This is a genomic window from Paracoccus sp. (in: a-proteobacteria) (genome assembly GCF_032007265.1).
In the GTDB taxonomy this organism is placed as follows: Bacteria; Pseudomonadota; Alphaproteobacteria; order Rhodobacterales; family Rhodobacteraceae; genus Paracoccus.
In genome coordinates, this window is sequence record NZ_DALZMB010000038.1 from 1 (window position 1) to 13,918 (window position 13,918).

Genomic DNA, 13,918 nt, shown 5'->3' on the forward strand with positions numbered 1-13,918 from the left:
ACGCAAAAAACGTCGGTCTAAACCCATGTGCAAAACATAAAAAGCCACATGATCAGCAGTAAGCAGAGTGAAAGCATGCATCCCTAAAGAGGTAATGCTATGCGCCACACTCGGACCCAACAGGTGGCAAAATGAGGTGGGAAAATCCTGATGTAAGTCATTGATTTATAATGATTTGCGAGGATTGGTGGAGCCGAGGGGAATCGAACCCCTGGCCTCGTCATTGCGAACGACGCGCTCTACCAACTGAGCTACGGCCCCATATTTCAGAATTTTTCGGATAGGGGGCTGAATGTCAAGCGTCACGGGTGGCGCACCGTTGCGCATGAGCACGCCGCGATGCTCGCCACGAAACTGCCTTAGCGTGGGGGCTTTTGACGGGCGAAATCAGCGATTGCTGCGGCGGGGCGGGTGCCGGCGACGCGGCTGACCTCGCGGCCGTTCACAAAGAGCGCAAGCGTTGGAATGCTGCGAATATTCCAGCTGGCGCTGCCGCGCTGGTTTGCCTCGGTGTCGAATTTGACCAGGCGCGCATCTGTACCTAGGGCAGCTGCGGCCTTTTCGAATTCGGGGGCCATTTGGCGACAGGGGCCGCACCAAGGCGCCCAGAAATCCACAACCAAGGGCACTTCGTCGTTGCGCGATGCCTTTAGCAGGGTTGCCGCATCCACAGCGCGGGGCTTGCGAGAGAAAAGTGCAGCGCCGCAAGTTCCGCATTTGGGATTGTCAGAGAAGCGCTCGGTTGGGACGCGGTTGACCTGCCCACAGTCGAGGCATGTCAGTTTTTTGCCGGACATGTTCTTGCTCCTTGTGCTGGCATGAATTGGGTCATTTTACTCGCAAGCGATGCCATCGCCATCCCGATCCAATGCGCGTCTATAGCCGGGCTCGCCCACACGGATCGGTGCCGCACCTGCGGCACGGGCCGCAGCACAGTTGCGATAGTGAACGCCTTTGGTGGATGGTCTGGAACGATAGTCATTTGGTGCCGCGTGAGAGGCCTTGGACCTTGCGCCACGATGGCAGTGATAGCCGCCGTTTTTGCGGTCATTGTGGCAGCCCTTGGCATCAAGGCCGCCGGGATGCGGAAAAGCTGCAGGGGCGCAGCCAAGTGACAGCAGCGCCCCCAATATCAAACGTCGCATGTCTTGCACCCCAAACTGTTAACCAAGGTTAACACAACCTTGGCGGGTTAGAAGTGCCAAGACAACGCGCCTATTCAGCCGCGTCCATATAGCTGTCCAGCGGCGGACAGGTACAGATCAGGTTGCGATCGCCATAAGCATTGTCGACGCGCCCGACCGGAGGCCAGTATTTATCGACCCGGAAGGCACCGGGCGGGAAGCAGCCCTGTTCGCGCGAATAGGCGCGGTCCCAATCGGCCACCAGATCCTCGACCGTATGGGGCGCGTGGCGCAGCGGGCTGTCCTCGGCGGCAATGCGACCCTCTGCAACCTCGGTGATTTCGGCGCGGATGGCCAAAAGCGCGGTGATGAAACGGTCGATCTCGGCCTTGGTTTCCGATTCCGTCGGCTCGACCATCAGCGTGCCGGCCACCGGCCAACTCATGGTTGGCGCATGAAAGCCGTTGTCGACCAGACGTTTCGCGACATCATCGACCGTCACGCCGAATTCCGCAAAGGGGCGAGTGTCCAGGATGCACTCATGCGCCACGCGGCCACGATTGCCCATGAACAGGATCGGATAGGCTGCCTGCAACCGGCTTGCGATATAGTTGGCATTCAAGATTGCCACGCGCGTCGCCTGCGTCAGACCGGCCCCGCCCATCATCTGGATATACGCCCAGGAAATCAGCAGGATCGAGGCCGAGCCCCAATTGGCTGCCGAAACCGCGCCCTCGTCACCCGTTTGCGGATCGGACGGCAGGAAGGGCGCGAGATGCGCCTTGACCCCGATCGGCCCCATGCCCGGACCGCCGCCGCCATGAGGAATGGCAAAGGTCTTGTGCATGTTCAGGTGGCTGACATCGCCGCCGACATCGCCCGGGCGGACCAGACCGACCAGCGCGTTCATATTCGCGCCGTCGATATAGACCTGACCGCCGTGCTTGTGGGTGATTTCGCAAACCTCGCGCACGGTGTCTTCAAAGACGCCATGGGTCGAGGGATAGGTGATCATCACCGCCGCCAGTTTATCGCCCGCTTTCGCAGCTTTTTCGGCGAAATCTTCCAGATCAATATCGCCGTTCGGGGCCGATTTGACCACGACGACTTTCATCCCCGCCATCTGCGCGGATGCAGGGTTGGTGCCATGGGCCGAAACCGGGATCAGACAGATGTCACGATCCTCGCCGCGCGACTTGTGATAGGCGGCAATCGTCAAAAGCCCTGCATATTCGCCCTGCGCGCCGCTGTTGGGTTGCAGCGAAAAGGCGTCATAGCCGGTGATCTGGCACAGCTTTTGCGAAAGATCGGCAAAGACCTCGTGATAGCCCGCAGCCTGATCTTCTGGCGCGAAAGGATGCAATCCACCAAATTCCGGCCAGGTCAGCGGCATCATTTCCGCTGCGGCATTCAGCTTCATCGTGCAAGACCCCAGCGGGATCATGGCGCGGTCAAGGGCCAGATCACGATCCGAAAGGCGGCGCATATAGCGCATCATCTCGGATTCGGCGCGGTTCATGTGAAAGATCGGATGGGTCAGATAGTCGCTCTCACGCAGCAGATCCTCGGGGATCGCCGGAGAAACTGCCGCAACCGCTGCCTCGGTGATGCCGAAAGCATCCAGAACTCGCGCGATTACGCCAGCATCCGTGGTCTCGTCAACCGAGATCCCGACCCGATCCCGGCCAACGCGGCGCAGGTTGATGCCACGATGGCGGGCCGCAGCCATAATGCCCTGCTGGCCGACGCCCACACGGACAGTGATGGTGTCAAAGAAATGCTCGGGGGCGACATCGGCACCCGCGTCGCGCAAGGCATTGGCCAGCGTGACCGCGTTCAGATGCACGCGCTGCGCAATGGCGCGCAGCCCTTCCGGACCGTGGAAGACCGCATAGAAAGAGGCCATGACCGCCAACAAAGCCTGCGCAGTACAGACGTTCGAAGTGGCCTTTTCGCGGCGAATATGCTGCTCGCGGGTCTGAAGCGACAAGCGATAGGCCTGATTGCCCTTGGCATCGATCGAAACCCCGACAATCCGGCCCGGCATCGCCCGCTTCATCTCATCGCGACACGCCATGAATGCCGCATGCGGCCCGCCATAGCCCATCGGAACGCCAAAGCGCTGCGAGGTGCCAACGGCAATATCCGCGCCCATGGCTGCGGGCTCTTTGATCAGGCACAAAGCCAAAAGATCGGTGGCCACAACCGCAATCGCGCCAGCTGCATGCAAGGCCGCACATTCTGCGGTGAAATCGCGCAGATGGCCGTAAGTGCCGGGATATTGGAAAATCGCCCCAAAAACCGAAGCCGCATCCATGTCCTCAACCGAACCGACGATCACGTCGATCCCCAAAGGCTCGGCCCGGGTCTCGATCACGGAAATCGTCTGCGGATGCAGGCTGCGGTCGACGAAAAATGCCTTGGCCTTCGATTTGGCCAGACGCTGCGCCATGGTCATGGCTTCGGCGGCGGCGGTGGCCTCGTCCAACAATGACGCATTGGCAACCGGCAGACCCGTCAAATCGGTCACCATGGTCTGATAGTTCAGCAGCGCTTCCAGCCGCCCTTGGGCGATCTCGGGCTGATAGGGCGTATAGGCCGTGTACCAGGCGGGATTTTCCAGGATATTGCGCTGAATCGCAGGAGGCGTCACCGTGCCGTAATAGCCTTGGCCAATCAGGCTGGTCATCACGCGGTTTTTGCCAGCAATCTCACGCATCCGCTCCAACAGCGCGGATTCGGACAGGGCCGGCCAGTCCAAAGCGGCTTCCTGCCGGATCGAAGCTGGCACGGTCTGGCTGATCAATGCTTCAAGATCGGCCGCGCCGACCGCTTTAAGCATCTCTGCCATCTCCAGCGGAGAAGGTCCGATATGACGCCGATTGGCGAAATCGTCGGGATTATAAGTGGTCGGGATCCATTTCGTCATGATCGGGCCCTGCATCCTCGATGCGTCTGATTTTCAATCTTGCCAAAGAGCGCGCGACCAATCCCGCGCGCCCCCTTGTGTCAACATAGCCGGGTGATGAATGGCCCGGCCCAAAGTCCGGTCGCTTTCTTCATCATCCAAATACCCAAATCCGGCCTTAGCCGATCAGAGCGTTGTAAGCGGCCTCATCCATGAAGGCGTCAATTGCGTTGGCATCGCTTGGCTTGATCTTGAAAAACCACGCGGCCATGGCATCGCTGTTCACATCGCCAGGCGCATCGGCCAGCGCATCATTGACCGCGGTGATCACACCCGCCACGGGCGCGGTGATATCCGAAGCGGCTTTGACCGATTCGATCACGACGATCTCTTCGCCGGCTTCGACTTCACGGCCCAGCTCAGGCAGTTCGACAAAAACCACATCGCCCAATTGCTCGCTGGCATGGGCAGTGATGCCAACGACGATCTCGTCGCCTTCAGCACGCAGCCATTCGTGATTTTCGGTATATTTCAGCATGGGTCGCTCCTCAGCGCTTATATGCAGGGATGTGGAAAGGAAGGGCGGTAATGCTCACCGGCAGGCGCTTGCCGCGCAGTTCAGCCCAAAGCTGGCTGCCCGTGCTTAGACCGGCTGGCAGTTCTGCCATGGCGATCGGACCACCTGCCGAGGGGCCGAACCCGCCCGAGCGCACCCGGCCGATGGCCTCACCACCAGCTTCAGCGGCAAAGATTTCGACACCTTCGCGGATCGGCGCGCGGCCCTCGGGGCGGATGCCGTAGCGGGCCTTCGTGGCTCCGGCTTCCAGCTCGGCCAAAATCACGTCAGCGCCGGGAAAACCACCCGGGCGCGCGCCACCGTTGCGGCGGCTTTTGGGGATCGACCAGCCCAGCCCGGCCTGCGCGGGGGTGGTGGTTTCATCCATTTCATGGCCGTAAAGCGGCATGCCAGCCTCAAGACGCAGGCTGTCACGCGCGCCCAATCCGATCAGGGCCACGGCCTCATCGGCCAGCAGCGCCTGAGTAAAGGCCAGGGCTTGCTCTTGTGGTACCGAAATCTCGAACCCGTCCTCGCCGGTATATCCCGAACGAGAGATCCAAAGGCTGACGCCCTGCCAGTCAAAATCACGCGAATCCATGAATTTCATCTCGGCAACGCCGGGCAGCTGACGTGCCAGAACCGCCTCGGCCTCGGGGCCCTGCAGCGCCAAAAGCGCGCGTGCGACCGGCTCGATGGTGATGCCTTTGGCTTCCAGCTGGCGCAAATGGGCCAGATCAGCATCGGCATTGGCTGCGTTCACGACCAGATACAGATGATCGCCCTTATTCGCGATCATCAGATCGTCCAGCACGCCGCCATTGGGGGCGGTGAACAGGCCATAGCGCTGACGGCCTTCTTTCAACGAGACCAGATCGGCGGGGATCAGGCTTTCCAAAACCTCGGCCACGCCTTCGCCACGCAAAAGCACCTGACCCATGTGGCTGACATCGAACAGACCCGCTTTGGCGCGCGTGTGAAGATGCTCGTTCATCACCCCCATCGGGTATTGAACGGGCATGTCCCAACCTGCAAAGGGGACCATTTTCGCCCCTTTTGCGACGTGCAAATCATATAGTTCCGTGCGCCGATTTTCGGCCATGGCATCCCCCTGTATTCCGCCGGGACATGACTGTCCCTTGCGTGCAGCCGATTGCTGCGGTTGATGCCCCCTCTGTCCTTTGCGCCTGAGATCGTTATCCCTTCGGCGGACGCTTTCGCGCCTCTCTCCAGAGTCTTTGTGGAAGGCGGTCTTTTTGCCTGAGAGTTTACCGGGGCGGTTGCTCCTTCGGCCCTGACTTGCGCCAGCGTCTCCCGACTTCCGACTAAAGGCGTAGCTTGAGGCCGCAGGTCTGACAAGTGGGATTTTGCTTTGTGACAAGGCAACTTGCGCCTTTTTGCGGGCTGGTCGATAAATTCTTAAAGCCGGGCAGGGACATACTGGGTCTACGACCGGGCAAGGGGGCTAAAATGATGCGCGGCTTTGATTTCAGCTCTTGGCAAAGCATTCTATCGACCCTGATCGGCATTGCCCTGATCACATTGATCGGCATGGGTATTCGCCTGTTGGTGATGATGGCGGTGCAGCAACGGCGGGAAAGGATGAACCGCCAGATCAATGAGCGCCTTAAGACGCTGATCGCGGCCTATAAGGTGCTGGGCGGCTCCTTTACCGGTTCGCTAGAGGTCAATCCCGCGCATCTGCGCGACCGCGCAATCGCCGAAGAAGACCCCGACAACCTAAGCCCGCCCGAAAGCCCGGGCGCCGAGCGGGGCAGGCGCATTCGCGATGCGGTCGAGGGGGCCCTTTCCGACATCATCTTGCTGGGCACGGATGAGCAGGTGCGACTGGCCGAACATGCCGCGCGTGAATTGGTCGCGGGGCGCCGCGTCGAGACCCATGACCTGGTGGTCTCGCTGCGCGACTTTATCCGTAAGGCTCTGGATCTAAGCCCTATTCCCGCTGATCTGAACATGCTGCGCCAAGGGCCCTCGCGGCCCTCTTCGGGTTCGGGCGGCAAAGGCGGCGGTGCCGAGCGTGGCGGCCGTGGGGGCGGGAGCGGCATGGGCGGCGGCATGGGAGGAGGTGGCGGGGGCGGCGGCATGGGGCTGGGCATGGGCCTTGGGCTTGGCCATCGCTCTGACGATACGACCCCTTAGGCCGCGGCCCGATTGGGTGCGGCCCCGGCCCCTGCTTTGGCTCCGGCTGCGGCCACACCCGTGATTGGTCATTGCGGCTTAGATCGAAATATTCGACGCGCCGCCATCCAGCAGGATGTTTTGCCCGACCATGAATTTCGCGTGCTGGCTGCACATGAAGGCACAGGTCGCGCCGAAATCTTCGGCCGTGCCATAGCTATGGGTCGGAATCGTGGCCTCGCGGCGGATGCGCGCCTCGTCGATCGAAATATTCTCGGCTTTCGCCACAGCCGCATCCAGGCTTTCGGCGCGGTCGGTCGCATGGATGCCGGGCAACAGGTTGTTGACCACGACGCCTTTGGGGGCCACGGCGCGCGACATGCCCGCGACAAATCCGGTCAGACCCGAACGTGCCGAGTTCGACAGCCCCAGAATCGAGATCGGCGTGCGCACCGATTGCGAGGTAATGTTGACGACGCGACCCCAGCCACGCTCCATCATCCCCGGAACCAATGCCTGCATCAGCGCCACCGCCGAAAGCATGTTGGCATCAATGGCTTTGATGAAATCCTCGCGGGTCCAGTCCGTCCATTGACCGGGGGGCGGGCCGCCTGCATTGGTGACCAGAATATCCGCTTGTCCCACCGCGGCCAAAACGCTGGCGCGGCCCTCTTCGGTTGTGATGTCGGCGGCCACTGGCGTGACCTCGACGCCGTAACGCTTGGCGATCTCTTGGGCGGTTTGCGTCAGCACATCCTCGCTGCGCGCGTTGATCACCAGATTGACGCCTGCTGCGGCCAAAGCCTCGGCGCAGCCACGTCCCAAACCCTTGGAAGCAGCACAAACCAATGCGCGTTTTCCCTTAATTCCCAGATCCATTCCGGCCTCCTGTCTTGATGGCTGCATAGGAAGCGGCCCCGCGCGGTTTGTCCACCCCGACAGGGTGGGCGCAGGGCCAATGGCTTGGCGGGGTAAGGGGGTGCGGCCTAGGCTAGAAGCAAAGGATTTCGGCTTCGGCCTGCGCACGGCGCAGCTCGGCCACGATATCGGTCATCAGTCCGCCTTGCTTGAACATGCCCGAACGCTCGCCCGTGGTTTGACGCATCCGCATCACGGTTTCTGCGCTGACGTATTTATCATAGGGCAGCACGCCCGCGATCTCGTCGATTGCGCAAGAGCAGCGGTTCAGCACATCCTGCGTTTGGCCATTCGCGGCCATACAGACAAAGACATAATCGGCGCGGGCATTGGTCGGATAATCATTGACCGCCTGCGCCAGCGCCGACCAAGGCATGGCAGCCATCAGGGTGGCCATCAGCGCGGCAGTAGGTGCACCTGCTTTGAATCCGGTCATGGCTGCTCCATCGAAAACAGAAAGGCAGGGCTCTCGCCGCCGGTCGTGGCGCTCATGGCGTGGATTGGCGCCTTGGGGTCGCGGATGACAAAGTTGAGTTCCAGCTGATCAAAGGGTGCCATGCGATCCTTGTTGGGGTCATTGGCAAAGGGGCGAAAGACCGCGACCTGCTGGTCTGCTTCTTGGCGGATCTCGCCGCCCCGGAAAACCGCGTCCTTCATGCGGTTGCGGATATAGAAGGGGCTGCCGCCCGTGGCAGCGGCCATATCACGCGCGACGGTTTCCAGGAAAAAGACCACGCTGGGATCGCCGCTATCGGCGGGAAAGGGGCCAACTTTGCGCTCGGGCAGGGGCGAGTTGGGATCGGGGTTTTTCTCGACCAGCTGCAGCATTGCTTTACCATCCGAGGGGTCGGTCGTTTCGATCAATGAGATCTGACCATCCTTTATCTGGCGAAACTGGGCCTTGGGGGGGCCAGCGATATTGAGCGACCAGACGACCGGGGCATCTTTCAGATTCCATGGGCCACGTTCGGTAAAGACCAGATCGCCCGCCGCATCGGCAAAGGCTGCAAAGGGCAGGCCGCAGCCCGTGGCAAGAACGGCCAGACAGATCAGCCGGCGCATTTTGGTCAACATGGGGGTCCTCTCTCTTGTCGTGGCAGCGTGACGCTTGTCGGGAGGCGGCGAAAGCGTGGCGGGCCCGCTCTGGTCCCTTAGTCTTAGGAGGAAATCCGGCTTGGCCTGGGGCTGACCTTGCTGGGCGTGGGCGCGTCAGTGGCGCTGGGCGCTGGGGCCTTTGTCCGCAGCCACACCCGAGCGCGACCTTTCACCACGATAGGTGCAGGCATGGGGCATTTGCCCTTGCCCAAGCGGAAAATTCCTTGCCTATTCGGAGGCGTGAAAAACCGGCGGCAAACGACCGCCATGGATGCGGGAAACAACCACGTGACCTCTGCCCAATTGCTGCGCCAGATGTTCGACCGGGCGGTCGAAGTGGCTGATCCGATGCAAAGCCTTGCCCAATTCCTGCCCGCGCGCCCCAAGGGCCGGGTTGTGGTGATCGGGGCTGGCAAGGCCAGCGCGCGTATGGCCGAAGCGGTCGAGGCGGTCTGGGGGGCCTGCGAGGGCTTGGTGATCACCCGTTACGGCTATGCGCGCCCCACGAAAGGCATCGAGATCGTCGAGGCGGGCCATCCGGTTCCCGATGAGGCGGGCCTGCATGCCACCCAGCGCATCTTGGCGCTTTTATCGGGGTTGGGGCCGGATGATTTCGTGCTGGCGCTGATCTCGGGCGGGGCATCGGCGCTGCTGACGGCACCGGCGGGCGATGTCACGCTGGCGGAAAAACAGCAGGTCAACCAGATGCTTTTGGCCTCTGGTGCGCCGATCGGTCAGATGAACGTGCTGCGCAAGCATCTGAGCCGGGTCAAGGGCGGCCAATTGGCGGCGGCGGCCTATCCTGCGCAAATGCTGGCGCTTTTGGTCTCGGATATTCCCGGTGATGATCCCGCGATGATCGGATCGGGACCCACCGTCGGCGATTACAGCACCCCCGAGGATGCGCGTGACATCGTGCGCCGCTGGGGGCTGGATGTGCCCGGTTCGGTGCGCGCGGTGCTAGAGCAGCCAAGCGGCGTTCTGCATCCCGATGACCCGCGTCTGGCACGCGTGCGCAATGTCATTTGCGCGGCCCCCTCGCAATCGCTGGAGGCTGCGGCCCGCGTTGCGCGTGAAGCGGGCTATGGCGTGGATATTCTGGGCGATGCGCTGGAGGGCGAAGCCCGCGAGGTTGCCGCAGCGCAGGCGCAGCTTGCGCTTGCGCTTTCTGGTCCGCGCATCCTGATTTCGGGTGGTGAGCTGACCGTGACCCGCCGGGGCGATGGTATTGGGGGTCCGAATGCCGAATATGCCTTGGCCCTGGCCATGGCATTGGGGGGCGCGCGCGGCATTCATGCCATTGCTTGCGATACCGACGGCGTCGATGGGGCAGCCGAAGTTGCAGGTGCGCTGATTTCCCCTCAGACGCTGGCCCTTGCTCAAGCCAAGGGTGTCGATCCGCAAGCCGCATTGGACCGAAATGACGCGCACAGCTTCTTCGCGGCGATCGGGCAGCAGGTCATCACCGGGCCGACCCTGACCAATGTCAATGATTTCCGCGCCATCCTGATCGCGGCGCCCGGCGCAGATGATTAGGCTTTGCCCGCCCATCGCGCGGCGTGGCGCGCGGCAGGCGCTGAACCCCTAGGCAAAGATGCTTGCATCTTGGTCCTGCGGCTGAAAACCTTGCCGTAAGGCGCTGTCCCAAATGGCGTCGCGGGGGGCAGAAGATGAGTGTTGCACGCAATCTTAAGCTGAAGGGCCGATTTTTGCCGGTCATCGGGGGCTATGTCTATGAGACCGCACCAGATGGGCCGGGCTATTTCGCGACGCCCGATCAGCGCAGCCGCTTGGTGCGCTTTATCCTGATTGGCCTGCCGATGGTGATTTTTGCCGTGGTCGCGGGGGCGGCGCTGATTTCGGTGCTGATCTCGGCCAACTATACTGGTTTGGGTCGCAGCTTTCCTGCCATGCTTGTCATCGCGCTCGTGGCGATCGGTGCGCTTTATCTGGGTATGCGCTGGGTGCTTTTGGCACCCGCCCGCACCTTGGCCAGCCAAGCGCGCCTGACCCCTGACCAGATCCGGATTCTGCGCCGTGATTTCGAGGATTCCCTGCCCGAACGGCCCGGCGCCGAATCCCCATATCCAAGCGCCTGATTCGTCTGGGGGAATTCATCCCCTAAGGCGAAGGCCTTGTCGCGCTTACACCAGAATGTTCATTTTTTCCGCCCAATGGGCGTTTTTTTGCCTTGCGCGGGGCTGCCTCAAGCCCGGCCGAAAGCGCCGACCTGCTTACGGCGAGATGCGTGGAAAACCCAAGGGATGCGACATTCTGCCACGCTGAAAACGTTGAAACAGGCTTCTGGTTTTTCAGTAAGTGAAAATAATTTCACCCCTAAGTCTTAATTGCCGGATTGGTTCATTCATGTTTGCATCATTGTAGGCAATGGTATGCCCAGATGCAGTCACCTTCAGGGGAGGGGGAGAATGGCGTCCATCAACGAAGCCACGGCGATACCGGGGGACGAAAACTCGGTCGCGGATTGTGTATTTTTTCCAGATACGTACTCGAAGGCGACCCGCGGTCTGATCCTGCTTTGCGCAGCAGGAGTAGGCGCAGCGGGTGGCTATATGATGTCCGGCGCAGCTGATCTTTCGGCGGCGCTTTGGTCAGTTCTGGGTGTGGCGGCGGTTGCGGGGGGCGTTCTGTCCACCTGGTCGCCATGCGGCTATTCCTCGATCTCGCTGCTGCGGGCGAAGGGAACGGGCGTGAAGGCGGCCATTGGCTGGCTTCCGACTTTTGCGATGCATGGCTTGGGCTATGCGGCGGGGGCTGTCATTCTGGGCACGCTTCTGGGCGCGATTGGTGGCATTGCCGGGTTTACGGGTTTTGCAACCACTGCTGCGCTGGCCGTCTTGGCGGTGATCGGTCTGCTTTATGGGGCACATCAGCTTGATCTGATCAGCGCGCCTTATCCGCAGCGCCGGGCACAGGTGCCTCATGATGCGCGCAACCGCTTTCCCAAATGGGTGATCGGTGGGCTTTATGGTCTGTCGCTGGGGCTGGATTACCTGACCTATGTGCAGACGCCTTTGCTTTACATGATGACGCTGGCAGCCGTTTTCACCGGGCATATCCCCGAGGCGATTGCGATCATCGCATTGTTCAACCTTGGCCGATATCTGCCGGTCGCGGTCAATCTTTTGCCCTACAAGGATTATACCATCCAAGCCTGGCTGGCCCGCAATCAAGAGCGTGCGGCAATGGTGGATGGGGCGATCCTTGTGGCTCTGGGCGCTGCTTTTGCGGTGTTGGCCCTGATCTGAGGAGGATCGGGGCGAGCGCTGCTCGCATCCAGAGGACAAGACGAAAATTTCCGGCGACGCTTGTGCAGGGCCGCAGGTGTCAGATTGCCATCTAAGGGAGGACTCGATGGCCTATCCACGCAATTTACTGCAGGCTGACTGGAAGCGCGTGATCGGTGCAGGGATGACCTGTTCGGTACTCGCTCTCGGCACGGCATTCGCTCAGGATGCCGCAGCTCAGACCGAAGGCCAGCGCGAAGCGGCCGAAGCGGCGAAATATCTGGCAGAGGGCGGCGAAGACGAGCCGCATGTCAAAGAAATCAGCGCTCCGGACGCTCATCGCGTTTATGTCGGCGACCCGGCGCATTTCGCGGCCATCACCCAGCAATTCGTCATCAATGGCTCGGATGGCTCGGTTGAGGGCATGATCGATGGTGGCTTCCTGCCCAACCCGGTCGTGGCCGAGGACGGCTCGTTGCTGGCACAGGCCAGCACGGTGTTCTCACGTGTCGCACGCGGCACGCGCACCGATTACGTCGAGGTGTTCGATCCCAAGACGCTGAACCCGATCGCGGATATCGAACTGCCCAACACCCCGCGCTTTCTGGTTGGCACCTATCCTTGGATGACGACCTTCATGCCGAACAACAAATCGCTGTTGTTCTATCAGTTCTCGCCGGCTCCGGCGGTGGGTGTGGTCGACATCGAGGGCAAGAAATTTGATCGCATGATCGATGTGCCGGACTGCTACCACATGTTCCCGACCGCCGATAACACCTTCTTCATGCATTGCCGCGACGGCAGCCTGGCGAAGATCGAAATGGGCGCCGAGGACAAGGTCACGCAGACCGAGGTCTTCCATCCCGAAGACGAGTTCCTGATCAACCATCCTGCCTATTCGATGAAGTCGAAAAAGATCGTCTGGCCGACCTATACCGGCAAGATCCATCAGATCGACCTTTCGTCGGGCGATGCCAAGTTCATGGACCCGATCGAGGCGCTGACCGAAGAAGAGCGCAAGGACAACTGGCGTCCGGGCGGCTGGCAGCAGGTGGCCTATCACCGCACCAAAGACCGCTCCTATCTGCTGGTCGACCAGCGTGACCAGTGGCGCCACAAAACCGCCAGCCGCTTTGTCGTCGTGACCGACCTCAAGACCGGCGAGCGTGTCAACAAGTTCGAAATGGGCCATGAAATCGATTCGGTTCAGGTCAGCCAGGACAATGACGCGCTGCTTTACGGCCTCTCGTCGGGCGATCGCGTTCTTTACATCTACGACGCGGAAACCGGCAAGGAACTGCGTAAGGTCGATCAGCTTGGTCGCGGTCCGCAGGTCCTGAACGTCCACGATCTGGAGCCCTAAATCATGGTCGAGGCAATTCTTCACGAACCACTGATCACATTGGCTGTGCGGGCCTTTCTTGCACTGCTCTTTGTGACGGCGGCTCTGTCGAAGCTGAGCCGCATCGAAGAGTTCTACGGCGTTGTACGCAACTTCCGGCTGTTGCCCGATGGGCTAAGCCGCGTTGTGGCCTTCGTGCTGCCAGTTGTTGAACTGGCAGTCGCCGTGGGGCTGGTCATCCGGCCGCTGGCGGTTCCCGCCGCCGCGGTCGCAGCCCTCTTGCTGATCGTTTTCGCCGTCGCTTTGGCGATCAACGTGATCCGGGGCCGGACCTATATCGACTGCGGTTGCTTCCGTCAGGGCCTGAAACAGCCGGTTAGCTGGCTGCTGGTCGGGCGCAATATCGTGCTGACCGCGCTGGCCTTGTCTGTTGTCTGGCTGCTGCCGACTGTTCCGGCTGCTGGTCTGGCCGACGGCTTTATCGGCCTTGCTGCGGGCAGCATTGCGATGCTGCTTTACTTCAGCGCCTCCATGCTGAGCGGGCTGACCGCTGCGCAATCTTCCAACCTTTCCTCGAAAGGACGCTGA

Annotated in this window: 14 protein-coding genes, 1 tRNA gene and 2 riboswitches; of the genes, 6 read left to right on the forward strand and 9 right to left on the reverse strand. The window is 61.1% G+C overall.

Annotation, left to right across the window (positions count from 1 at the left end; all coding sequences use genetic code 11):
• Positions 1-185: 185 nt before the first annotated feature.
• The 6 genes from RTS12_RS09875 to gcvT form a co-directional block, all read right to left on the reverse strand.
• Positions 186-261, reverse strand: a tRNA-Ala gene (locus RTS12_RS09875).
• 98 nt (positions 262-359) lie between these two features.
• The gene (trxC, locus tag RTS12_RS09880; protein WP_312527982.1) at positions 360-797 is read right to left on the reverse strand and encodes a thioredoxin TrxC; all 438 of its coding nucleotides are present in this window, start codon (positions 795-797) and stop codon (positions 360-362) included.
• Between the two features lie 36 nt (positions 798-833).
• On the reverse strand, positions 834-1,145 hold the full coding sequence (locus RTS12_RS09885; RefSeq protein ID WP_312527984.1) for an excalibur calcium-binding domain-containing protein: 312 nt from the start codon (positions 1,143-1,145) through the stop codon (positions 834-836).
• A 70-nt stretch (positions 1,146-1,215) separates the two neighbouring features.
• Complete coding sequence (gene gcvP, locus RTS12_RS09890) at positions 1,216-4,053, reverse strand: aminomethyl-transferring glycine dehydrogenase (protein WP_312527986.1); 2,838 nt, start codon at positions 4,051-4,053, stop codon at positions 1,216-1,218.
• A gap of 157 nt (positions 4,054-4,210) precedes the next feature.
• Positions 4,211-4,570 carry a glycine cleavage system protein GcvH gene (gene gcvH / locus RTS12_RS09895; RefSeq protein WP_312527988.1) on the reverse strand — a complete coding sequence of 120 codons (360 nt, stop codon included), beginning with the start codon at positions 4,568-4,570 and terminating at the stop codon, positions 4,211-4,213.
• Between the two features lie 10 nt (positions 4,571-4,580).
• On the reverse strand, positions 4,581-5,690 hold the full coding sequence (gene gcvT / locus RTS12_RS09900; RefSeq protein WP_312527990.1) for a glycine cleavage system aminomethyltransferase GcvT: 1,110 nt from the start codon (positions 5,688-5,690) through the stop codon (positions 4,581-4,583).
• Positions 5,691-5,760: 70 nt separating this feature from the next.
• Positions 5,761-5,823: riboswitch (glycine riboswitch) on the reverse strand.
• A gap of 3 nt (positions 5,824-5,826) precedes the next feature.
• A riboswitch (glycine riboswitch) is annotated at positions 5,827-5,915 on the reverse strand.
• Between the two features lie 143 nt (positions 5,916-6,058).
• Between gcvT and RTS12_RS09905 the strand changes: the two genes are divergently transcribed.
• Entirely contained in the window at positions 6,059-6,748 is a 690-nt protein-coding gene (locus tag RTS12_RS09905) for a hypothetical protein (RefSeq protein ID WP_312527992.1), read from the forward strand.
• Between the two features lie 78 nt (positions 6,749-6,826).
• Here the strand turns inward: RTS12_RS09905 and RTS12_RS09910 are convergent, their stop codons facing one another.
• The 3 genes from RTS12_RS09910 to RTS12_RS09920 form a co-directional block, all read right to left on the reverse strand.
• Positions 6,827-7,606, reverse strand: coding sequence for an SDR family oxidoreductase (locus RTS12_RS09910; protein ID WP_312527993.1), 780 nt, complete (start codon positions 7,604-7,606; stop codon positions 6,827-6,829).
• A gap of 112 nt (positions 7,607-7,718) precedes the next feature.
• Complete coding sequence (locus tag RTS12_RS09915) at positions 7,719-8,081, reverse strand: hypothetical protein (protein WP_409455681.1); 363 nt, start codon at positions 8,079-8,081, stop codon at positions 7,719-7,721.
• Positions 8,078-8,707 carry a hypothetical protein gene (locus RTS12_RS09920; RefSeq protein ID WP_312528042.1) on the reverse strand — a complete coding sequence of 210 codons (630 nt, stop codon included), beginning with the start codon at positions 8,705-8,707 and terminating at the stop codon, positions 8,078-8,080. Before RTS12_RS09920 ends, RTS12_RS09915 begins: the two co-directional genes overlap by 4 nt.
• Before the next feature lie 300 nt (positions 8,708-9,007).
• On the opposite strand from RTS12_RS09920, the gene RTS12_RS09925 reads away from it, so the two are divergent.
• The 5 genes from RTS12_RS09925 (at position 9,008) to RTS12_RS09945 (ending at position 13,918) form a co-directional block, all read left to right on the forward strand.
• A complete protein-coding gene (locus RTS12_RS09925; protein ID WP_312527995.1) occupies positions 9,008-10,276 on the forward strand; it encodes a glycerate kinase in 1,269 nt (422 codons plus the stop codon).
• Between the two features lie 134 nt (positions 10,277-10,410).
• On the forward strand, positions 10,411-10,839 hold the full coding sequence (locus RTS12_RS09930) for a hypothetical protein (RefSeq protein WP_312527997.1): 429 nt from the start codon (positions 10,411-10,413) through the stop codon (positions 10,837-10,839).
• A 330-nt stretch (positions 10,840-11,169) separates the two neighbouring features.
• The gene (locus tag RTS12_RS09935; RefSeq protein ID WP_312527998.1) at positions 11,170-12,009 is read left to right on the forward strand and encodes a methylamine utilization protein MauF; all 840 of its coding nucleotides are present in this window, start codon (positions 11,170-11,172) and stop codon (positions 12,007-12,009) included.
• Positions 12,010-12,115: 106 nt separating this feature from the next.
• Positions 12,116-13,351, forward strand: coding sequence for a methylamine dehydrogenase (amicyanin) large subunit (mauB, locus tag RTS12_RS09940; RefSeq protein ID WP_312528000.1), 1,236 nt, complete (start codon positions 12,116-12,118; stop codon positions 13,349-13,351).
• A gap of 3 nt (positions 13,352-13,354) precedes the next feature.
• On the forward strand, positions 13,355-13,918 hold the full coding sequence (locus RTS12_RS09945) for a MauE/DoxX family redox-associated membrane protein (protein ID WP_312528002.1): 564 nt from the start codon (positions 13,355-13,357) through the stop codon (positions 13,916-13,918).